The organism is Aliiruegeria lutimaris (assembly GCF_900099935.1).
Taxonomy (GTDB): Bacteria; Pseudomonadota; Alphaproteobacteria; order Rhodobacterales; family Rhodobacteraceae; genus Tropicimonas; species Tropicimonas lutimaris.
The window spans coordinates 82,514-103,898 of the sequence record NZ_FNEK01000002.1 but is presented as its reverse complement, the minus strand read 5'-3'; the positions used below and the strand labels follow the sequence as shown (position 1 = coordinate 103,898).

Sequence of the window (21,385 nt, the reverse complement as noted above, 5' to 3'; positions counted from 1 at the left end):
CCCGCTGATCTCGTGGCGCGGGAAGGCCGGCTCGACAGGTTCAACTGGTGAAACTCAGTTTTCCGAACAACCGCTTCACCGTCGGGATCTGGCTCAACACCAGCGCGATGTTGAGCGACAGCAGGATCGCCGCGCCCGGCCGGGTCCAGAAGGTGGAGAGTTCTCCATCCGAGATCAGCAGCGAGCGCCGGAAGGTCTCGTCGAAGAGCGGGCCGAGGATGACGCCGATCACCAGCGGCGCGATCGGGTAATCCATCTTGTTCATCGCGTAGGCGACAAAACCCACCGCCAGCATCAGGTAGAGATCGTTGATGCCGCCGCCGACCGAGAAAGAGCCGATGGTGGTCAGCACCATGACGACCGGCAGGAAGATGGTCTGCGGGATGCGCAGCACGTTGATGAAGACCCGTGCGGTGAGCAGCCCCATGATCGCCATGGTAAAGGACGCCATGACCAGGATCGCCACGACATGCACGATAAGCGCGGGGTCGATGGTAGGGCCCGGGATCACGTTGTTGATCTTGAGCGCGCCGAGCAGCGCCGCCGCCGGGGGCGAGCCGGGAATGCCGAGCACGAGAAGCGGGATCAGCGCCCCGCCGATGGCCGCGTTGTTGGCGGCCTCCGCCGAGAGCAGACCGTTGACCGAACCGGTGCCGAAATCCTTGCCATCCTTGCAAACGGCCTTGCCGACACCGTAGGAGACCCAGCCGGCCACGTCCTCGCCCACCCCCGGCAGTGCGCCGACGCCGGTGCCGATCACGCCCGAGCGGGCAATCGTCGGGAAGCGTTTGAGAACCGTCCCGACCTTGGGGACGATCTTGCCCACATCGACCTTCTGGCCAATGGAACCTGCGGCGCGCATCCCGTCCATGATCTGCGGCACGGCAAAGGCGCCCATGAGCACGGGAACCACCTGGAAACCGGACATGAGATAGGACCAGCCAAACACATAACGAGTCTCGCTGAGGATCGGGTCGAGCCCGACCATGGCCATCGCCAGCCCGATCAGGCCGCTGATCCATCCTTTCAGAACAAGATCCTTGCTCATCAGGGTGCCCGAGAGGAGGATACCGAAGAGCGCGAGCAGCGCCTTTTCCGGGCTGGCGATGTTCTTGGAGATCATCAGCAGGAGCCAAACGAAGACCAGCAGAAAGAGCGTGCCGATCAGCGTGCCGATGAAGCTCGCGGTTGTCGTCATGCCGAGCGCCTCACCGCCCCTGCCCTTCTTCGCCAGCGGGTGGCCATCCATCGCCGTCGCGGCCGAAGCCGCCGTGCCGGGGATGTTGAGAAGAATCGAAGGGTAGGAGCCGCCATAGATCGCGCCGACATAGGCGCCGATCAGGGCGATGAGGGACTGCTCCAGCGGGAACTTGTTGCCGAAGAAGCCCGTGAGGATGGTGACGGCCAGCGTCGCCGTCAGCCCCGGCAGGGCCCCGAAGACGATGCCCAGGAAGACCGAGCAGATCAGGTAGGGATAAGTGATCGGATCCAGCGCGAGGTTCGTCAGCGCGGTTCCGAATTCCGAGATCTGGTGAATGAAGAATTCCATGTCGCCCCCTTACTTCTTCTTGGCCCAGAGCGGTTTCAGGGTGACGTAGTAGTGGTATTCGATCTGGCTGAAGAGCAGCCCGGAACGGTTCGGCACGTTCTGGCGGAAGCCGAAGGCCATGGCGAGAACGAGGATCAGCGGCACCAGGATCGCCATGACCGGTGCGATCCGGACGGCATATTCGTCGCGGTGATTGATCAGCGTGTAGATCGTCAGGCCGAGCCAGAGCGCCAGCGTGACCCAGTCGTCATCATGCGGCTTGGCCCATTCGGACTGCGGGAAATTCATGACGAACGCATACAGGCCGGCGGCGGCGACGATGGCGGCAGCGCGCTTCGTCCGCTCCGGGTGGCCGTCATGAAAGCCGTAGATCATCGAGGTGATCAGGAGCGCCGAGCAGATCACGAAATCGACCCGTGGCACCAGCGCGAAGATGTAGAAAAAGAGGATGATGGCGATGCAGCCCATGCGGATGAGTTCAGCCCGTTCCCAGCCGACACCGGCGCCGCGCAGGGCGCGTTCAGCGCCACCATCCTTGATCGAGATCGTCAGCAGGCCGAGCGCGCAAAGCAGCATCAGGCCAAAGATCCCGTAGGGAACGACGGCGGCGGAGTTGTACCAGTCGCCGGAGGTCACGCCGCCGGTCTGGGTGTCGAATAGTGGAATATCGGTGGTACACCAGAGAAAGAAGACGCAGGCGGCGATTAGGACCAGGGAGGTCCAGAAATCCCGCGCTCTCAGGGCGGTCTTGTCTTCCATGTTCGCTCCCGGGGAAGGAAGAACGGGGCCACGCGGGCCCCGTTCAGCAGGTTGCAACTTTTACGGTTTCTCGATGCCGAGCGATGCCGGGTCGACCTTGGCATTGCCGAGATCCTGCAACGTGTAGGCAAAGTTGCTTTCCAGCGCGCTGAAGAGCTTCTGGGCTTCCTCGCCATATTGGCCGCCCACGTCGTAGTAGTTGTCGGCCGCCCAGTTGGCGACGATCTCGGACGCGATGGCCTTTTCGAAAGCGGCGCCCAGGGCGGCTTTGACATCGTTGGGAGCCGAATTGTGCACGGCAAAGCCGATGGCCTGCTTGAGCGGCAGATAGGCATCCAACCCGTCATAGATGTCGAAGGCGGAGGGGATTTCCATATCGCCGATCTTGGCGGATTCCGGTGTCAGCGTGGCAAGCGGCTTGAGCTCGCCGCCCAGGATCAGCGGGGCCTGTTCGGCAAGCGAGGTCACGACCAGCGCGACTTCACCGGCAAGGGCCGCTTCCTGACCGGGGGCCGAACCCTTGTAGGGAACGAACTTGAAGCTGGCTTCCGCGCCCTTCTCGATGGCGAGCAGGTTCAGGTGGTGGATCGAGCCTGCGCCCGACGCGGCAGCCGGGATCGAGCCCGGATCGGCCTTGGCGGCGTCGACCAGTTCCTGGAGCGTGTTGTAGGGCGAGTCCTTGCCGACCGAGATCAGGTCCGGCGAGCCGCCGACGATGAACGGGTACCAATAATCGAACTTCTTGTCCCAGCCGCCTTGAACAGCCGCGGTGACGTTGGATTCGGACAGGCCCACAAGCGTGTAGCCGTCGTCGGGCTGGTTCATGACATAGACCATGCCGTTTGAACCCGCGACGCCGCCGGTCTGGTTGATCACGTTGATCGAGACAGGAAGTTCCTTCTCCATCTCTGCCATGATCATCCGGTTGATCGTGTCCGTGCCGCCGCCAGCGCCCCAGACGACAGCTGTGGTGATGTCGCGGAACGGATAGTCCTGCGCGAAGCCGGTCCCGGCCATGGCAAGGGTGGCAGCAGCGGCAATACCGGTCAGTGCGATTCTCATGATTCTCCTCCCGTTTGAAAACCCAAATTATCTATGCATTGGCTTACGTATACATTCAATGTATATCTTGTCGGATACGAAGATTTAGCCACTTTTGTCACACCCCTGACGTGGAATTTCCGGAAAACGCATGGGAAAATGGCCCTGCCTGATATGCAGGCAGGGCCATTTCGGTCGAGTTAGGTATCCGGAAGCAGAGTTAAGCGAGGGCACCCGCGGCTTCAGACGCGGTGAAGCCTACTGCTCGGACTGTTCCGGACGTGCGCCCGCCAGATCATCGAGGATCGGGCAGTCGGGGCGGTTGTCGCCGGCACAGCAATGGACCAGATGCGCAAGCGTCTTCCGCATGGCCTTCAGCTCCACGAGTTTCTCGTCGATCCGGGCCAGGTGTTCTCGGGCGATCCGCTTCACATCCGCACTGGCACGATGGTCGTCCTGATACAGCGCCAGCAGGCCGCGGCAATCCTCGATGGTAAAGCCCAGCGACCGCGCGCGGTTCAGGAAAGCCAGCCGGTGCAGGTCGCTCTCGCGGAAGCGGCGATAGCCATTGTCGTCGCGCAGCGGCGTTACGAGGCCGATTTCCTCGTAATAGCGGATCGTCTTGGCCGGCAGGCCGGACAGGCGGGACACGTCACCGATATTCATCTTACCCTCCTTCTCAGGCCACGCCCGGTTCCAGAACCGGCTGCATACGGCGCAGCCGGAGCGCGTTGCTGACCACCAGCACCGACGAGGCCGCCATAGCGCCCGCCCCCAGCATCGGCGAGAGCAGGATGCCAAAGGCCGGGTAGAGCAGCCCCGCCGCAACCGGGATCAGGGCCACGTTATAGCCAAAGGCCCAGAACAGGTTCTGGCGGATATTCCGCATGGTCCGCCGGGAAAGGTCGATGGCGTTGACCACGCTGCGCGGGTCGCCGGTCATCAGCACGACATCCGCGCTTTCAATGGCCACATCCGTGCCGGTGCCAAGCGCGATGCCGATATCGGCGCGGGCCAGAGCCGGCGCATCGTTGATCCCGTCACCGACAAAGGCCAGACGCTGCCCGCCTGCGCGCAACGCCTCCATTGCCGCAACCTTGCCCTCGGGCAGAACCTCGGCGGTGATCTGGTCGATTCCAAGCGGGCCAGCAATTGCCTCGGCCGCTGCCTTGCTGTCGCCAGTGATCATGGCGACGGAGATCCCTTGCGCGTGCAGCGCCGAAATCGCGGCCTTTGCCGTCGGTTTCACCTCGTCGGAGATCGCCAGCACACCGCAAACGCGCTGACCGACCGCCACGTGAACGACTGTACAACCCTTCGCGGCAAAGAGCGCCGTATCCGCGTTCAGCGGTCCTGCCCGGTGCCGCTCCTCGTCCATGAAACGCGGCGCCCCGATGGTGACGACCTGCCCATCGACCGTCGCCCGAACTCCCCGGCCAGCAAGGTTCGTGAAGCCCTCGGCCGTTGGCAGTGTTTCCGGAGCCGCCTCGACAATGGCGCGCGCAAGAGGATGCTCCGAGAGCCGTTCGACGGACGCCGCCAGTTCCAGAATGCGCTCCTTTGTCCAGCCGGGTGCGACGGCGATGTCGGTCAGGCGCGGGCGGCCTTCCGTCAGCGTGCCAGTCTTGTCGAAAGCCACGACGCCCACGCCCTGCAACGCCTGCAACGCATCGCCCTTGCGGAAAAGAACGCCGAGTTCCGCCGCACGCCCCGTTCCGACCATGATCGAGGTCGGCGTGGCGAGCCCCATCGCACAGGGGCAGGCGATGATCAGCACCGACACCGCCGCAGTCAGCGCGTAACTCAGCACCGGATCGGGCCCGAAGACCAGCCAGATACCGAATGTCACCGCCGCGACCGTCATGACGACCGGAACGAACCAGAGCGTGATCCGGTCCACCAGCCCCTGGATCGGCAGCTTCGCCGATTGCGCTTCTTCGACCATGCGCACGATCTGAGCCAGCACCGTATCGCTTCCAACCCGCGTTGCCCGAAACTCCAGGCTGCCCTGGCCATTTACGGTCCCGGCCACGACCTCGTCGCCCTCGCCTTTCGATACCGGCAGCGGCTCGCCCGTCAGCATGGATTCGTCAATATGGCTCGCGCCGCTCACGACCACACCGTCAACGGCAACCCGTTCGCCCGGACGCAGGCGCAGATGGTCGCCCACGCGAACTTCCTCGACCGGCCGCTCCGCTTCCGTACCATCGCGCAAGACCATCGCAGTCTTGGGCCGCAGGCCGACGAGGTTGCTGATCGCCGCCCCGGTGCGCCCCTTGGCCCGCGCTTCGAGCGACCGCCCCAGCAAGATCAGGACAACGATGACGGCGGCCGCCTCGAAATACACGGCCCGCGTTTCCGCCGGCAGCAACGCCGGCAACAGCGTGGCGACAACGGAAAAGCCGTAGGCCGCGAGCGTTCCGACCGCCACGAGGCTGTTCATGTCCGGCGCGCCGCGAAGCAACGCCGGCAGGCCCTTGGTATAGAAGCGGCGGCCAGGCCCAACCAGCACAAGCGTGGTCAACAGCATCTGGAAGAGCCAACTCGCCTGCTGGCCGATAGTCGCCATGACCCAGTGGTGGAAGGCCGGGACAAGATGTCCGCCCATCTCCAGTACAAACACGGGCAACGTCAACGCAGCCGCGATCAGCATCTGCCGGCGGAGTTCTTCCGCCTCCGCCTGCTTGCGCGCGCCCTTGTCCGAAGCCTCCCGCGCAGACGTCGTAGCCTGATAGCCCGCGGCGGTTACCACCTGTGCCAGTTCCTGCGCGGTGATCTGCCCCTCCAGGAAACGCACCCGTGCGGATTCGTCGGCAAGGTTTACACTCGCCTCCAGCACGGCCGGCTGTTTTTTCAGAATGCGTTCGACACGCCCCACGCAAGCCGCGCAGGACATGGATTCCACGCTCAAAACGGCTTCTTGTACCCTTGCCGGGTAGCCCGCCTTGTCCAACACCTGCACGATCAGGCCCGCATCCGCCGCGCCTTGGAACTCTACGAGTGCGCTTTCTCCGGCGAGATTGACCGATGCAGACTCGACCCCCTGCGTTGATTTCAATGTTCGTTCGACCCGTCCCGAACAGGCCGCACAGGACATTCCGTCAATGTTGAAAGACAGCGTTTCATGCATGCTCATGGGCTTCACCTCGTGGCTTTGCACTAGCAGGTAATGCTTCCATCTACTGGAAGGTCAAGTGCCAATCGAATTTCTCTTGACCTTCCAGTGGGGGAAGGGTTCATCAACCCGAAAAAGGAGAGACAACCGTGAAATTCAACGTACCCGATATGAGCTGTGGCCATTGCACGGCCGCCATTGAAAAAGCGATCCTGGAGGCAGACTCGTCTGCAAATGTGACCTGTGATCTGGATAGCCGGAGCGTAACGATCGAGAGCGGCCTTCAGGCCGATGCCGTTGCCAAACTGCTTTTGGATGCCGGATACGAGGCCGAAGCCGCTTGATTGGTTTCCGCCGTCTGAAAACCAGGACGGTCATCAATGTCCCGATTCCAAGTATTGGGGGCGCTGCCCCCAAACCCTCGGGATATTTCTCGTCAGAAGAATGCAAATTGGCACGTCAGGTTTCTTCTGACTGAAAATATCCCCTCCGGAGGCACGATCCAAAGGATCGTTGACGCGCGCGCCGCTCACACCATTGAAAGAAGCCGCGTACGAAACGCGAACCGATGGAAAAGAAGGACGGTTACTTCACTTCCGCAATCGCGATCCTGTCCATATCGGCGTCGAAGCGGGGATTTTCCTCCATGATCCGTTGGGTGAAATCGACGCTATCGCGTTGGATGACCTACGGCATCGAGCGGCGATTGATCCCATCCTGCGAGCAAAGGCCCGACTGGTACACCATCTCCCGCCTGTCGAGGATGGATCAGGTGACCACAGCATCAAATTCGTCGAACACCAGATAGCCCGCTCCTGCAGGCACCACTCTGCCAAAGGTCAAGCGGTCACAATAAGTGCCGATCGGGCGGACTTCCTGTTCGGCCAACAGGCACCAGGTCTCGCGGACGACCGCTTCCATCCGGGTTCATCAGCCAGCGGCTCCAGCGAAACGCCTATCTGAAAGTTCATGCGGTAGATGTCGTTGTCCGGGGAGAACGATATGTTGGGCCGGATCGGGAAAGCCTCCCTCAGAGCACACCAGCGCGGATCCGCATGGCCGAGCGGGCTTGCGATTGGCATCTCTGCAACGGTAGGTTAAAGCTCTCTGGCAAGGCTTCGCGCCTGCATATCTAAGGGAAATCATGAGACCGGATTCAGAAGGGCCAAGCACCTTCTCCTTCCACAGGTTCGCGGCCGTTCCGGCCACTGGAACCTAGCCAACTGATATGCTAGCGTTAGAGTCAAGTCTAGTCAGCGAGACACCATGTCCGATCAACCCTCTTTCCGTTCTCTCGATCCGATCGTTCGCCCAAGCGTGGCCGACCAGGTGTTTCAGGAACTTCACAAGCAGATCGTCTGGCTGACCCTGCCGCCGGGCGCGCGCCTGTCGGAAGTGGAGGTCTCGAAGGTTCTCGGCGTGTCGCGCCAGCCGGTGCGGGATGCGTTCTACAGGTTGTCCCAGTTGGGGTTTCTCGAGATCCGGCCACAAAGGGCGACGCGGGTAAGCCTGATTTCCGTCGACGCCGTCTTGCAGGCGCGTTTTGTCCGCACCGCGCTCGAAGTCGAAATTGTCCGCGCGGCCTGCGGCGCCATTTCCGAGCCGTGGAAGAAACGGTTGAACGACAATCTCGCACAGCAGGAAGACGCGGTTCGAAAGGACGACCGGAACAGGTTTCATCAACTCGACGACGAGTTCCACGAAATGCTATGCCTTCTGTCGGACCACGCCTTTGCCTGGCAGATCATCCAGGAGAGCAAGGCGCATCTCGACCGTGTCCGGCTGCTGTCGCTCTCCTTCAACCAGCAGTTCACGCTGGAAGAACACAAGGGGCTCGTTACGGCCCTTTTGGAAGGCGACGCCGATGGGGCGGAAAAGAGAATGCGCGACCACCTCTCGCGGCTCTATCACGAGATCAACCGGATCCGGTCCGAAAACCCCGACTTTTTCGCCGAGGAGTAACGTCCCGAACCAGCGGTTGATCCGCGCCGGGCTTCAGGCCCCGGCGTTCCATATCTCCTTGGGGATGATCGCGCCCGGGCAGGTAATGACACGCGCGGCACATTCATGGCCAGCCAGAAGTGCGGCACCGATCCCGGCTCCTTGGGCATATTGCGACAGGAACCCGCCGATAAAGCTATCGCCCGCAGCCGTCGTATCGACCACCTTGTCGACCATCCGGTAACTATTGGGCGTATCCAGAGAAACCCCGATAGGCAGCGGGCCTTCACCGCCACGCTTGAGTGCACCATAGGGCACGCCATAGCCTTCGAAACGTTGCATCACCGCTTCGGCGTCGGCATCGCCGAACAGATCCATCTCGTCATCGACCGACGGGAAGGCGATGTCGCATTTGCGCCACGCGATCTCGACATCCTTCTGCGCGGTGGCGAGATTTTCCCACAGTTTTGGCCGAAAGTTGGAGTCAAAGGCGACCTTGCCACCGGCGGCGCGGAAACCATCTATCCAGGCAAACAGGTCCGCCCGCTGTGCCGGGCTCAGGATCGCAAGGGTGATTGCCGAGAAATAAACGAGATCAAACCTCGACAGCGCCGCAAAAGTTTCCCCACCATCATCTGCAAACAGCGTCCGCGCCGCCGAAGCACTGCGCCAGTAAGTAAAACTGCGCTCACCCGCGTCATCCGTCGTTATGGCATACAGGCCCGGAATGCGATCCGGATGGCGGCGCATATGTGCCACGCCCACCCCTTCGCTCTCGATGAAGGCCAGCATCCTGTCGGAGAGCGGGTCAACGCCAACCGCAGAGACGAACTCCACTTCGTAATCCTCGGGCAGGAGCCGACGGAGATAGATCGCGGTATTCAGCGTATCGCCGGCGTATCCGACTCGCGCGGCGCCCTCGGAGGCCCCAAGCGACAATTCGATCATTGCCTCACCGACGCAGGCAATCCGTTTAAAGGTCTCCGGCATTCTCGTATTCTCCCGTGCTCCGGCCCTGGCAAGCTTCCGTCACCGCTTGTGCAGGTCCGGTCAGTTGGTCGTACCAAATTGCGTACCGGGATGAAATGCCTCCCGTGTGAAAATCGGGTTTGCGCCAAACACATCCTGCCTTGCGAACCCCTCTCGGAGGGCCCGAAAGGCATGCCGTTTAGCGACGAAACAACGGATTTGGAATCGAACTCCCGAAACGGCGGGCCGTCACCGGTGCTTTTTTACGGCGCGATCTCCTTTGCAGACATTTCGTCATCTGAAGTTTCGCCCGCGGTTTGCGCCTCTCATTGATATGATTCTGCCTTGTTTCTCGGTTCGGACAGTTGCGCATTTTCGCCCTTGCAAGCCCGCGCCGATATCAGATCAAACCTCACGCCTGACGCTCATGGTGCCTCATGTTGGCGAGCAACCATGTCGCAAAACGTTCAGCCGGCATCGGTCGCGCCCCGAGATAGCCCTGGTAGTAGCGACAATGATATTTTTCCAACACGGATAACTGCGTGCGCGTCTCGATGCCTTCGGCAACCACATCGGCCTTCATGACCTGGGCCATGGCAAGTATCGTGGCCATCAGGTTTTCCGCCTCCTCGTCTTCGCCCACATCCTGAAGCAGGCTTCGATCCAGCTTGAGCGTATCGAAAGCTAATCCCTTCAGGCGGCCAAGATTCGAATAGCCGACGCCGAAATCGTCGATCGCGAGCCGGGTTCCGACCTGCCGCAGCCGCTCCAGTTGCCGCTCAATGGCCGCCCCGTCCGTCATCGCCGTGTTTTCCGTGATCTCGATCTCGATCGTGCCGGGAAGCAGGTTCGCACCATCGATCTGCCAAAGCAGTTCCTCGACAAAAGCTTCATCGGCCAACTCGTCCACGGAGAGGTTCATCGCGAAGGTCAACGGAACATCGACGCGGGGAAGTATCTCGAAAGCGGACGCCAGCGTCTTTCTGACAACAAGCCGCCCGATCTCGGGAAGCAGGCCGGCACCCGCGGCCACGGGCAGGAACATGTCCGGCCTCAGGAGGCCGCGTGTCGGGTGGTTCCAACGCACAAGCGCCTCCGCACCCGACACCTGACCGGTCGCGACGAAGAACTGCGGCTGAAGAAAAATACTGAACTGGTCCTGCTCCACGGCACTGCGGATCTCGGCGGCAAGCTCCAGCCGCTCGATCGACAATTTGTGCTGGTCGCCATCATAGAAGGCAAAGGTGTTCCGCCCCGCCCGCTTGGCCTGGTACATGGCAACATCGGCATGTTTCAGGAGAAGCTCAGAGTTCGGTGCATGTTCTGGAAAATTGGCGACGCCAATGCTCGTCGTCGCCCGCAAACTCAACTCCTCGAGGACGAATTCCGACTGCATCGCTTCGATGATGCCTTCGACAAGCTCCCGGCACAAAAGTGTGGGCACGATGATCGTGAATTCGTCACCTCCCAGCCGCGCTACCACCGCATCGCCGTCGAAACGGTATTTCGCGGCATTTCGATCCGATCCGACTTTAAGGGCGGCTAGCCCGATCTCGGAAACGCAGCGGCGCAGCCTTTCGGCGAACAGAACGAGAAGCCGATCGCCGACATGGTGCCCGTGGTTGTCATTCACGGATTTGAAATCATCAAGATCCAGGAAAAGAACCGAGAAGCTTTCCTTTTTCGCGGACGCTTCGATGGCGATCTGGTCCAGTTGCAGGCTGAGCCAGGTCCGGTTGGGAACGCCGGTTAGCTTGTCCCTGTAGGCGATCTCGTGGATTTCCTGGATCGAACGACGCAAGGCGACCAGCATGGTGTTGAACGAACTTGCCAACCGCTCGATCTCGTCATTCGTCCGCACGCAGATGGTCTGGTCGAGATCACCATTGGCGGCGCGTTCCGTGGCGCGAGTCAGCCGGTTGAGCGGCCCGACCAAGCGGGTCGCGACGAGATTCGACGTGAACAGGCCGACGAGCACGAACAGGACACCGCCAAGCGCATTCCGCGACCAGACCTTGACGATTTCGGAACGCTCCTCGTGGGGATCGAAATCCAACCGCAGCGTGCCATAATTCACGCTGCCGATCATGAGAGGCTTTGCGACCTTGCGGATTTCCGGCAGGTCCAGCCGCTGGATTTCCGACGTTTCCGCGGCTTTGTTCGCCAGGGGATCGTTGGCAGGCTTGAGGAAATCGACGTCGCCCTGCTCCTCGCTCTCGACCACCATGATCCCGTCCTGATCGATGATGAAGATGTCGATCACATCGGGTTGTTTTCTCAACTCCTCGAAAATGACATCGAGCTCGGCCGCCCGCCCCTCGATCAGGTAGGGAAGCGATACCTCGGTTGCTATTTCCAGAAGATGAAGAACGCGAAGCTCCAGCCGCTCCCTGACTAGTTGAAGCTGGGTCTGCACATTGATGAGGATGACCGCGGCAACGATGGCCGTGATCAGCGCACCAAATACATAGGATAAACGCCGGCCGAGCCCCGATGTCGCCATTCGGGCCCGGTCGGAAAATGCCTTGTAGACGTGCCGATTCATCTTCAGCTGCCCGAGGCACTCCAGCGATCGAGATCATCGAGCAGTTGGTAAATCGGAGAAAAGGTTGCTTCGACGCCTTCGGGAAAACGGTCGAATTTCGTGGTCTTGTGGAATTTGTTTAAGGCTTCCTCTCCCTGCGGGCTCTGGTCCATGGCGAGAAGAACATCGCAGACCGCCGCTGCCAGCGCCGGATCCGTGCGCGAGTTCATGATCACGGTCTGACGCGGCACTTCTATGCTCCGGGTCAGCTCCCGGTATCCCCCGGGAAACGCGTCCTCCAGCTTGCGAAACCCTTTCGGATCGGTTGCGGCAGCATCGATCCAACCGCGAGACAACCACAGGATCGTGTTCTTGTCGTCACGCGTGAACACGTACCCGACCGCATCCTCAGGGCCCTTTGCCTTGAAATTCGCGATTTCCCGAACGGGCAGGTTCTTCCGCAGGATCATTCCCAGAGGCAACAGGTAACCAGAGGTCGAATCAGGATCCTGAAAGCCGATCTTGCGCCCCACGAGGTCTTCAAGCTCTTGGACATCGCTGCCCCAAGGCACGACCATCACGGAATGATAGCTGGCCACGCCCCGTTTCCAGCGGCGCAAAACGGGAATCGCGCCGGCTTGCCGGGAGATTTTCGCCGCCACGACCGGGCTGTCGAAGTAGAAATCGACCTCCCCATTGGTCAGCGCCTCCGTCATCGCAGCGGAAGTGGGGTATACGGAGATCTTGACCGAATCGATCCCCTGACCGGCCAGTTCTATTTCGAGATATTCCGCCAGCGGCAAGTAGCGTTTCACATGCTTCCGCACATTGTCGTTCACGCTTCCAAGCACCAGCTCCCCGGCGGGTGCCTGCGCGGCAAGAAGACCAAGAGCAAGCGCCAGCACCCGCAAAACAGATTTCAAAGCCATGGAACCCACTCCCGTTTCCGCCAGACACGTCCAACCACTCACCGGCTGTTGTCGCGCGCGGCCTGTAAACAAAGGGGAAACACGGGCCACTCAGGCGGGAGAAAAGCGATTCAAATTGTTCACGATTTCGATCCTGGAGGGGCAGGTACGCGCAGCTAATCTTCATTTGTGCCGCGCTAATTCCGATTATTCAAAACGCTTGCACTTCGCGGCGAGAGGTCTAGACAGAAATCATGCCACAAGACAGCAATGGAAAACAGCGCGAGCGGGGCTCCGGACTGGGCAAGGTCTCCGGAAAACAGCGCGTTACGATGCAGGACATCTCCCGAATTGCCGGTTGCTCGCAATCGACGGTTTCCTTCGTTCTGAACGCCAACACGTCGGTAAAGATCTCCGAGCCGACGCGCCGGCGGGTGCTCGAAGTGGCGCGGGAATTGGGGTACCGGCCGGCCAGCCTGCCCGGCCTCAACCGAAACCGGGGCCGCAGCGAAGGCACGATCGCTTTCGTGATCGACAAGATCTCGACCAGCCCCGAAGGCATCGTGGCCCTGGACGGGGTGCGCCAGATCGCGCGAAATCTCGGGGCCATTGTGCTGGTGGCCGAAACCGATGGCGACCCGATGCTGGAGCCGCGCACGCTGGAAATGTTCATCGAGATGGGCGTGCAGGCCATCATCTATGCCTGCATCTTCACCCGCGAAGTCAGCCTGCCCAACGCCTTGGTCGAAACGACAACCCCGGTTGTCCTGCTCAATTGCTACACACCGGACGGCCAGCGCCCCGCCGTCGTTCCCGGCGAGATCGCGGGCGGCCACCGGGCCACCGCGGCCCTGCTGGCAGCGGGCCATCGCCGCGTGGGCACGATCACCGGCGAGGTTTTCATGGAGGCCACGCGGGACCGGCTTCAAGGCTATCGCAATGCGCTGGCCACGGCCGACATTCCCTTCGCGCCGGAACTGGTCGTCGAGGGCGACTGGTCCGCCAGTGCGGGTTACCGCGGCACACGGAAACTCATGGCGCTCGATCAGCCACCGACGGCGATCTTCTGTCAGAACGACCGCATGGCGGTCGGCTGCTACGAGGCGCTCAAGGAGATGGGCAAGCGTATCCCGGAAGACATCTCGGTGGTCGGTTACGACGACGAGGAGATTGCCCGCCACCTCTCGCCGCCGCTGACCTCGCTGATCCTGCCGAGCCGCGCGATGGGGCGCTGGTGCGTGGAGCGGATCATGCAGGGGGACATGGAATCCGACGATGCCGGTGCGCTCGTGAAGCTGGAATGCGAGTTGGTGGAGCGGGACTCGATCGCGCCGCCTCCCGAGGCAGTCTAGACGGGTTTACGGCAGACGTTCCATTGGCCAGAGTGGCGCCGCCCGGCTTCGGAGGTCTGCCTTGTTTCGTCCCCTGTCCTTTCACACGCTCGATGTTTTTACCGACAAACCCTATCGGGGCAATCCGCTGGCCGTTGTGCTGGAAGCCGACGGGCTGAGCACCGCCCGGATGCAAGCCATGGCGCGGGAATTCAACCTTTCCGAGACGATCTTCGTCATGGCGCCGCGCGACCCGGCGAACACGGCCCGGGTCCGCATTTTCTTTCCGACGGCGGAGATCCCCTTCGCGGGCCACCCGACACTCGGCTGCGCGGTGCTGCTGGCGACGCTTCGCAACGGCGAGGGAGATTTCACCGACAAGATCGTTCTGGAAGAGGAAGCCGGGCTGGTGCCGGTGGAACTTGCCCGCAAGGACGACCTCGTGACCGGCCGGTTCTGCGCGCCCGTCCTTCCGCATACCCACGCAGGCGCGGCGCCGGTCGGGCTGCTGGAACAGGCCCTTGGCCTGCCCGAAGAAAAGATCGGCTTTGCCAACCACCAGCCGGCGACCTACCAGGGCGGGCCGGCCTTTCTCTATGCCCCAGTGGCCGACCTTGATGCGCTCGCCGCCGCACGCCCGATCGAGCCCTATTGGTCTGAGCTGATGGAAGCCGGACAGGTGGACTCGGCCTATCTCTACACGCTCGCCAGCACCGGCAGTTTCCGTGCCCGGATGTTCTCTCCCACCGCCGGCGTCCCGGAGGATCCCGCGACCGGTTCGGCCTCGGCCATCCTTGCGGCCCAGCTTCTGCAAAGCGGCGTCCTGCCGGAAGGCGAGAGCCGTTTTTCGCTCGTGCAAGGCGTGGAGATGGGACGGGAAAGCCAGATCGGGCTGAGCATTCGCGTGACCGACGGGGCACTGGCCGAAGTCCGAATCACAGGATCCGCAGTTACACTGGCGCGCGGGGAAATCTTTCCTCCCCCGGAGGCCCCATGAAGATTACCGGGGCGCTCGCCCTCATCGGGCTGACCACCCTGCCCGCCGCGGCAGGCGAGATTGCCGAAGCGCCCTACGATGCGCTGACCAGGGAATTGACGGAACGGGTCGATTTCGAACGCCTGCCACGGCGCGAGGAGCCCGGCTTCAACCTCGACATGCCGCTCTATGCGAGCGGTGCGTGGCTGGGCGAGCGGTTCGAAGGGCAGTCTGTCGAAACAGACCCCAAGGGCCATGACCGGATTGCGGCCGACGATGTGGGAGACTGGCTGCGCATCGCCGGCGGCGCGCCGCGGCGAAACCTGAATGTCGCCTTTCACCGGGGCTTCGGCTCCAACGCGGTCTTTCCGCTCGGAGAGGCCGGCTTTCCCGAGATTTCGGCCCGCGGCGAAGGATCGCTCGCCATCCTTTTCGATCACGACCAGAAGGCCACGGGCTTCCGTGTTCACACCGACTATGCCGACCCGCTCGGTTCGCGTCCGTCCACGCAAGACGGCATCGAGGTTCTGTTCTACTCCCGCGATGGCCAGTTGATCGACCGCCTGCGGCACAGCCCCGGCCCCGGCATTTCCAGCTTTGGCTACAGGCTCTCGACCGGCGCGCCCGGTATCGCCGGCCTCGTGATCCTGAATACCGATCCCGGCGGCATCGCTGTTGACGATATCATCTTTGCCATGCCGCCATTGCTGGGCTAGCAATGGGATATCGGAGGAGAAGACCATGCAAAAAGGCTATTGGGTCGCGCATGTCGACGTGAAAGACCAACGGATCTTCGAGGAGTACAAGCAAGCCGCCGCCAGGCCCTTTGCCCGTTACGGCGCGAAATTCCTTGTCCGGGCCGGGCAATATGATCTGCGCGAAGGCGAGCTGCACCCGCGCACGGTGGTGATCGAGTTTCCGACCTTTGCCGATGCGCTGGCCTGTTACGACGACCCCGAGCACCAGGCGGCCAAGGCGATCCGCGATCCGATTGCCGAAGGCGACCTCGTGATCGTCGAAGGCCACAGCGTCTGAAGCACCGCAGTTGCTGGCTCCGCGATTTCCGGGCTTGATGCCCGCAGACGGGATCGGCATAGGAGAAAAATGTTCACCGATCTGCTCAACCGATTGTTTCACCCCGATCCCGCCCCGCTCCCCGAACTGGACGGACGCCACGCACTGGCCGGATTGCTGGTACGCACTGCCAAGACGGACAAAAGCTATGCCGTGGAGGAGATCCGCCGGATCGACCGCATCCTGGCCGCGACCTATGACCTGAACCCGGTAAAGGCCGCCCAACTGAGGGCACGTGCCGAGAAGCTCGAGGCGCAGGCCCCCGAGGATGGCCGCTTCGCCGCCGCGGTCCGCGAAAGGCTTGACCCGGAGCATCGCGAGGCGGTGCTGGTCGCGATGTGGCGGGTTGCCCTGTCCGACGGGGTGGAAAAAGACGAGGAACAGGCATATCTCGCCCGAGCCGGCGAACGGCTGGGGCTCGACGCCGACGCCATACTTCGCGCCCACAAGGCCGCCGAACAGGCGGACCCGTTGAACCGCTGACCGGCAAGCGCCGGCACCTCGAATACTTGGGAATTGGTGATGTTTGCAGACCTGCTCAAACGGCTCGTTTCTCCGGACCCCGCGCAACTGCCGGACCCGGACGCCCGGCTCGCGCTGACGGCGCTTCTGGTTCGGGTGGCGCGCTCCGACAACGATTATGCCGAGGCCGAGATCGACCGGATCGACCGGATTGTCGCCAAGCGCTATGAATTGTCTCCCTTCGAGGCCACCGATCTGCGCGTGCAGGCCGAGGCGCTGGAGGACGAGGCGCCCGATACCGTGCGCTTCACCCGCGCCATCAAGGACGCCGTGCCCTACGAGGAGCGCTCCGCCGTGGTGGAGGCGCTCTGGGCCGTGGTACTGGCCGACGGGACCCGCGACGAGGAAGAAGACGCGTTGATCCGGCTGGTGGCGAACCTGCTCGGTATCAATGACCGCGACAGCGCGCTTGCCCGCCAGCGGGTCGAGGCGAAGGGCTGAACATGTTCGCGGCGCTCCCGATGTATGACCACCCGGGCGTTCGAGCCGAGACCGACGCGCTCTGGGCCGCGATCCGGGACCGTCTGCGCGACGCCGGGATCGATGCCCCGCAGGACCTGCTGCGCAAGGACGACCTGCATGCGCAATGGGAGAGCCCGGAGCTGCTGCTGGGACAGACCTGCGGGCTGCCCTTCCGGACCGACCTGCACTACCGCGTGACCCTGCTGGGCTCCATCGACTACGACCTGCCGGAGACGCCGCCGGGGCATTATCACTCGATTTTCGTTGCCCGGAACGACGACTCGCGGAGCCACGTCACCGAGTTCAGGGGTGCCTTGCTCGCCTATAACGACCGCCGATCCCATTCCGGCTGGGCCACGGCCTGCGCGGCGCCAGTTCGTTTTCGGCCCGGCCCCGAAACGGGCAGCCATCGCGACAGCGCCCGCGCCGTGACATCCGGAGAAGCCGATATTGCCGCGCTCGATGCGATTTCGCTGCGCCTGCTCGAGGAACACACCGATCTTGTGCGGGGCCTGAAACGCCTCGGACGCAGCGGAACCAGCCCCGGTCAGGCGATCATCACCGCCGTCCCGGAATACGAAACCGCTGTGCGCTCCGCTCTGGTCGCGGGAATCGCCGCCCTGCCGGAAAAGGCAAAATCCGCGCTCGGGATTCGCGGTTTCTTGCGGACCTCCCCGCAGGACTATCTCTCGGTCCCCAATCCGCCTAGTCCTGAGGCATATGGTTCCGCAGCGGCGTGATAAAGGCGCGTGCCGTAGGGTCAAATTGCCTTTCCGCGTTGCAATTGCCCTGTTTTTGCGCCCTACTCTGCCCCCGAAATAGCCATTAAAAGTGAAGTGCCCGTGACTGAAACCACACCGCCCGTCATCGAAATCCGCGATTTGCACAAGGCGTATGGAGCGCTGGAAGTCCTCAAGGGTGTGGACATGGTCGCCGAGAAAGGCGAGGTGGTGTCGCTGATCGGCTCCTCGGGGTCCGGCAAATCCACGCTTCTGCGCTGCGCCAACCTGCTGGAAGACAGCCAGCAGGGAGAAATTCGTTTCGAAGGCGAGCCAGTGCTGTGGCACGGCACTGGCCTTGGCCGCCGCCCGGGCGATCACAAGCAACTCATCCGCATTCGCACCAACCTGTCTATGGTCTTTCAGCAGTTCAACCTCTGGGCCCATATGACGATCCTCGAAAATGTCATCGAAGCGCCCGTGACCGTGCTCAAGCGCGACCGCCACGAGGCCGAGGCGCTCGGCCGGGAATTGCTGGCCAAGGTCGGCATCGGCGACAAGTGCGACGCCTATCCCGCGCAGCTTTCGGGAGGCCAGCAGCAGCGCGCCGCCATTGCCCGCGCGCTGGCAATGGAACCGAAGGCACTGCTCTTCGACGAACCGACCTCGGCGCTCGACCCCGAGCTGGAGCAGGAAGTGGTCAAGGTCATCAAGGCACTGGCCCAGGAGGGGCGCACCATGCTGCTGGTGACACATGACATGCGGCTGGCCGCGGATGTGTCAGACCATGTCGTCTTCCTGCACCAAGGCAAGATCGAGGAAGAGGGCCCCCCCGAGAGCCTGTTCGGCAATCCGCAGACCGAACGCTTGCAACAATTCCTGTCTCATAGCCAGGACAGATGAAACACCACTAATCACTGACCAAGATGGGAGAATATCCATGCACAAACTGATCCTATCTACCGCTGCGCTGGCGCTCGTCGCCGGAGCTGCGACCGCGGCCGATGTCGTCCGCATGGGCACCGAAGGCGCCTACCCTCCGTGGAACCTCATCGACGATAACGGCGAGGTCGGCGGTTTCGAGCGCGAGTTGGGCGACGAGCTTTGCAAGCGTGCCGAGTTGACCTGCGAATGGGTCACCAATGACTGGGATTCGATCATCCCGAACCTGGTGTCGGGCAACTACGACACCATCATCGCCGGCATGTCGATCACCGACGAGCGCGATGAGGTCATCGACTTCACCCAGCCCTACACGCCGCCGGATCCGTCCATCTTCGTGGCGATGGACGCGGACGTTGACCTGACCGGCGGCGTCGTCGCCGCCCAGACGGGCACCATCCAGGCCGCTTACGTTGCCGAGAGCGGTGCCACGCTGGTCGAGTTCCCGGTTCCCGAGGACACCGTCGCCGCTGTCCGCAACGGCGAAGCCGACGCGGTTCTGGCCGACAACTCCTTCCTCGAAGGTGTCGTGGCCGCCGACAGCTCACTGATGATCGTCGGCGATCCGGTCGCCCTCGGCGGCGGCGTGGGCATGGGCCTGCGCGAGAGCGATACTGGGCTGAAAGCCAAGTTCGACGCCGCCATCCAGTCCATGAAGGACGATGGCAGCCTGAACGAGCTGATCAAGAAGTGGGAAGTCTCCACCTTGTGGTAAGGACTTCCGCCGGGGCGCGCGCCATCGCTGCGCCCCGGCACCCCGAAAAACAGAATTGACGGGCCGAAAGACAACAGCCCGCGGGACGGATTGCCATTTTTTCCTTTTGTTCGGACCCCAAGACCCTTGAAGGCCTGACCTGGCTCTCGTGCTACCTGACCAATGGCAAGCACATGCTGTTCTACCAGTCCTTCCTGACGGTTCTGTTGCTGCTGGCGATCACCGCGCCGGTCTCGCTAGCCTTCGGATTTGGCGGCGCCGTGGCGTCGCGGTCGCATTTCCTGCCCCTGGCGTGGTTCGGAAAGCTCTACACCTCCATCGTGCGGGGCGTACCGGACATCGTCTTCTTCCTCTTCTTCGTGATCGCCCTGGACCAGGGCATCGAATGGGTACGCCACCAGGCGCTCTGCCCCGACTGGACCGAGCCGATCCGGCAAGGCAGCGATTTCCTCGTCTGCCCGCAAGCCAAGGCTCCGCTCTCGACCGCGCCGCAATGGATCCACGAGGTCTACAACTTTTCGCTGGCCGTCTTCACCTTCGCCATCGTCTTCGGCGCTTTCGCGGCCAACGTGCTCTACGGTGCGATGAATGCCGTGCCGCATGCGCAACTCGAAACCGCGCATGCCTATGGCATGAACAACCGGCAGACCTTCTGGCGCATCCTCGTACCGCAGATGTGGGTCTATGCCCTGCCCGGCCTCGGCAACCTGTGGATGATCCTGATCAAGGCGACGCCGCTTCTGTTCCTGCTGGGCGTGCGCGATATCGTCTACTGGGCGCGCGAGCTGGGTGGCTCCAAAACACCGGTTTATGACTATCCACATGGCGACTGGCGGATCTATTACTTCCTGTTCCTGCTGGTCTTCTATCTGGCTTTCACCCGCGTCTCCGAGATTTTCATCGAACGGATGACACGGAAACTCTCGCACGGGCAGGCAACCGCCGGTGGCGAAGCATTGAGGCGCGAAGCATGACCTGCGTTGAAACATTTCAGGCCTATGCGCTGCGCTCCCTGGGTTTCGGCGAACGCCTGCTGCCCAAAACCGACATCACGCTCTGCGATCAGGTCGTGCTGATCGGCTCGGGGTTGATCTGGAACATCTACTTCGCCGCCATCGCGTTGCTGGCCGGTTTCATCCTCGCCACCGTCCTGGCCGTCGCCAAGGGCACGAAGAGCCGCTGGACGCGCAAGCCGGCGGAGTGGTTCATTTTCGTCTTCCGCGGCTCGCCGCTGTTTATCCAGTTCTTCCTTGCCTATCTCGCCTTCGTGCAATTGCCCAAGGTGGGCGTGGAATTCAGCCTGATGGGCGTCGAGTTCGACGCCGGCACGCATTGGCTCACCCGCGCCTGGCTCGGGGCGACGCTGGTTCTGGTGATGAACACTGCGGCCTATTCGGGCGAGATCTTCTATGGCGCGCTGCGCTCGGTTCCCAAGGGCGACCTGGAAGCCGCCGACGCCTACGGGCTCACGGGCTGGCACCGGTTCCGCCGCGTCGTCTGGCCAACCATGCTGCGGCTGGCCTGGCCGGCCTATACCAACGAGGCGATCTTCCTGTTCCACGCCACGACGCTGGTGTATTTCTCAGGCTTCCCGGCCCGCAAACAGATGGGCGACGCGCTCTATTACGCGAGTTACTTCGCCGACAAGACGTTCAACCCCTTCGTGCCCTATCCGATCGTCGCCGGTTATTTCATCCTCGGGACGCTGATCATCATCGCGATCTTCGGTTTGATCAATAAAAGGCTCAACCGGCACCTACCACGGGCTCGACGCAGGAAAATTAGCTTGCGTCTCAACCTGATCAGGTAGTAGCAATTTGATCAAATTCCGGAGGCGC

22 protein-coding genes are annotated in these 21,385 nt (G+C 62.2%); 14 read left to right on the top strand and 8 right to left on the bottom strand.

Annotation, left to right across the window (positions count from 1 at the left end; all coding sequences use genetic code 11):
* Window positions 1–40: 40 nt before the first annotated feature.
* From BLR85_RS01780 to BLR85_RS01760, 5 genes are all read right to left on the bottom strand, one after another.
* Window positions 41–1,549: a tripartite tricarboxylate transporter permease gene (locus BLR85_RS01780; RefSeq protein WP_093148232.1), complete on the bottom strand. Its 1,509-nt coding sequence runs from the start codon at window positions 1,547–1,549 to the stop codon at window positions 41–43.
* Window positions 1,550–1,558: 9 nt separating this feature from the next.
* Complete coding sequence (locus tag BLR85_RS01775) at window positions 1,559–2,308, bottom strand: tripartite tricarboxylate transporter TctB family protein (RefSeq protein ID WP_093148228.1); 750 nt, start codon at window positions 2,306–2,308, stop codon at window positions 1,559–1,561.
* 60 nt (window positions 2,309–2,368) lie between these two features.
* The gene (locus tag BLR85_RS01770) at window positions 2,369–3,370 is read right to left on the bottom strand and encodes a tripartite tricarboxylate transporter substrate binding protein (protein WP_093148224.1); all 1,002 of its coding nucleotides are present in this window, start codon (window positions 3,368–3,370) and stop codon (window positions 2,369–2,371) included.
* Window positions 3,371–3,607: 237 nt separating this feature from the next.
* Complete coding sequence (gene cueR, locus BLR85_RS01765; protein WP_093148218.1) at window positions 3,608–4,015, bottom strand: Cu(I)-responsive transcriptional regulator; 408 nt, start codon at window positions 4,013–4,015, stop codon at window positions 3,608–3,610.
* 13 nt (window positions 4,016–4,028) lie between these two features.
* Window positions 4,029–6,485 (bottom strand): heavy metal translocating P-type ATPase, encoded by a 2,457-nt coding sequence (locus BLR85_RS01760; RefSeq protein ID WP_093148214.1) that lies wholly within the window; start codon window positions 6,483–6,485, stop codon window positions 4,029–4,031.
* A 128-nt stretch (window positions 6,486–6,613) separates the two neighbouring features.
* Between BLR85_RS01760 and BLR85_RS01755 the strand changes: the two genes are divergently transcribed.
* The 3 genes from BLR85_RS01755 (at window position 6,614) to BLR85_RS01750 (ending at window position 8,426) form a co-directional block, all read left to right on the top strand.
* Window positions 6,614–6,808 (top strand): heavy-metal-associated domain-containing protein, encoded by a 195-nt coding sequence (locus tag BLR85_RS01755; protein ID WP_093148210.1) that lies wholly within the window; start codon window positions 6,614–6,616, stop codon window positions 6,806–6,808.
* Between the two features lie 169 nt (window positions 6,809–6,977).
* On the top strand, window positions 6,978–7,427 hold the full coding sequence (locus BLR85_RS28360; RefSeq protein ID WP_139188285.1) for a hypothetical protein: 450 nt from the start codon (window positions 6,978–6,980) through the stop codon (window positions 7,425–7,427).
* A gap of 303 nt (window positions 7,428–7,730) precedes the next feature.
* A complete protein-coding gene (locus BLR85_RS01750; protein WP_093148206.1) occupies window positions 7,731–8,426 on the top strand; it encodes a GntR family transcriptional regulator in 696 nt (231 codons plus the stop codon).
* 33 nt (window positions 8,427–8,459) lie between these two features.
* On the opposite strand, the gene BLR85_RS01745 is transcribed toward BLR85_RS01750, so the two are convergent.
* The 3 genes from BLR85_RS01745 to BLR85_RS01735 form a co-directional block, all read right to left on the bottom strand.
* On the bottom strand, window positions 8,460–9,395 hold the full coding sequence (locus tag BLR85_RS01745) for a sugar kinase (RefSeq protein ID WP_093148202.1): 936 nt from the start codon (window positions 9,393–9,395) through the stop codon (window positions 8,460–8,462).
* 391 nt (window positions 9,396–9,786) lie between these two features.
* Window positions 9,787–11,919, bottom strand: a complete 2,133-nt coding sequence (locus BLR85_RS01740) for a putative bifunctional diguanylate cyclase/phosphodiesterase (protein WP_093148197.1) — start codon at window positions 11,917–11,919, stop codon at window positions 9,787–9,789.
* 2 nt (window positions 11,920–11,921) lie between these two features.
* Window positions 11,922–12,917 (bottom strand): phosphate/phosphite/phosphonate ABC transporter substrate-binding protein, encoded by a 996-nt coding sequence (locus tag BLR85_RS01735; protein WP_139188284.1) that lies wholly within the window; start codon window positions 12,915–12,917, stop codon window positions 11,922–11,924.
* A 143-nt stretch (window positions 12,918–13,060) separates the two neighbouring features.
* Between BLR85_RS01735 and BLR85_RS01730 the strand changes: the two genes are divergently transcribed.
* The 11 genes from BLR85_RS01730 to BLR85_RS01680 all read left to right on the top strand — a co-directional run bounded on the left by BLR85_RS01730 (window position 13,061) and on the right by BLR85_RS01680 (window position 21,357).
* Window positions 13,061–14,158 (top strand): LacI family DNA-binding transcriptional regulator, encoded by a 1,098-nt coding sequence (locus tag BLR85_RS01730; protein WP_244520575.1) that lies wholly within the window; start codon window positions 13,061–13,063, stop codon window positions 14,156–14,158.
* A gap of 61 nt (window positions 14,159–14,219) precedes the next feature.
* Window positions 14,220–15,134 carry a PhzF family phenazine biosynthesis protein gene (locus BLR85_RS01725; protein ID WP_244520574.1) on the top strand — a complete coding sequence of 305 codons (915 nt, stop codon included), beginning with the start codon at window positions 14,220–14,222 and terminating at the stop codon, window positions 15,132–15,134.
* Window positions 15,131–15,829, top strand: a complete 699-nt coding sequence (locus BLR85_RS01720) for a hypothetical protein (protein ID WP_093148188.1) — start codon at window positions 15,131–15,133, stop codon at window positions 15,827–15,829. Before BLR85_RS01725 ends, BLR85_RS01720 begins: the two co-directional genes overlap by 4 nt.
* Before the next feature lie 25 nt (window positions 15,830–15,854).
* Window positions 15,855–16,148, top strand: a complete 294-nt coding sequence (locus BLR85_RS01715) for a DUF1330 domain-containing protein (protein WP_093148183.1) — start codon at window positions 15,855–15,857, stop codon at window positions 16,146–16,148.
* Between the two features lie 69 nt (window positions 16,149–16,217).
* Window positions 16,218–16,670, top strand: coding sequence for a tellurite resistance TerB family protein (locus BLR85_RS01710; RefSeq protein ID WP_093148179.1), 453 nt, complete (start codon window positions 16,218–16,220; stop codon window positions 16,668–16,670).
* Window positions 16,671–16,709: 39 nt separating this feature from the next.
* Window positions 16,710–17,150 (top strand): tellurite resistance TerB family protein, encoded by a 441-nt coding sequence (locus BLR85_RS01705; RefSeq protein WP_093148175.1) that lies wholly within the window; start codon window positions 16,710–16,712, stop codon window positions 17,148–17,150.
* Between the two features lie 2 nt (window positions 17,151–17,152).
* Window positions 17,153–17,911 (top strand): phosphate/phosphite/phosphonate ABC transporter substrate-binding protein, encoded by a 759-nt coding sequence (locus BLR85_RS01700; protein WP_093148171.1) that lies wholly within the window; start codon window positions 17,153–17,155, stop codon window positions 17,909–17,911.
* 102 nt (window positions 17,912–18,013) lie between these two features.
* Entirely contained in the window at window positions 18,014–18,793 is a 780-nt protein-coding gene (locus BLR85_RS01695; protein ID WP_280138459.1) for an ABC transporter ATP-binding protein, read from the top strand.
* A gap of 37 nt (window positions 18,794–18,830) precedes the next feature.
* The gene (locus BLR85_RS01690; RefSeq protein ID WP_093148163.1) at window positions 18,831–19,547 is read left to right on the top strand and encodes a transporter substrate-binding domain-containing protein; all 717 of its coding nucleotides are present in this window, start codon (window positions 18,831–18,833) and stop codon (window positions 19,545–19,547) included.
* A 95-nt stretch (window positions 19,548–19,642) separates the two neighbouring features.
* Window positions 19,643–20,521 (top strand): ABC transporter permease, encoded by an 879-nt coding sequence (locus tag BLR85_RS01685; protein WP_093148159.1) that lies wholly within the window; start codon window positions 19,643–19,645, stop codon window positions 20,519–20,521.
* Window positions 20,518–21,357 (top strand): ABC transporter permease, encoded by an 840-nt coding sequence (locus BLR85_RS01680; protein WP_093148155.1) that lies wholly within the window; start codon window positions 20,518–20,520, stop codon window positions 21,355–21,357. The genes BLR85_RS01685 and BLR85_RS01680 overlap by 4 nt, the downstream gene beginning before the upstream one ends.
* The last annotated feature ends 28 nt before the right edge of the window (window positions 21,358–21,385 follow it).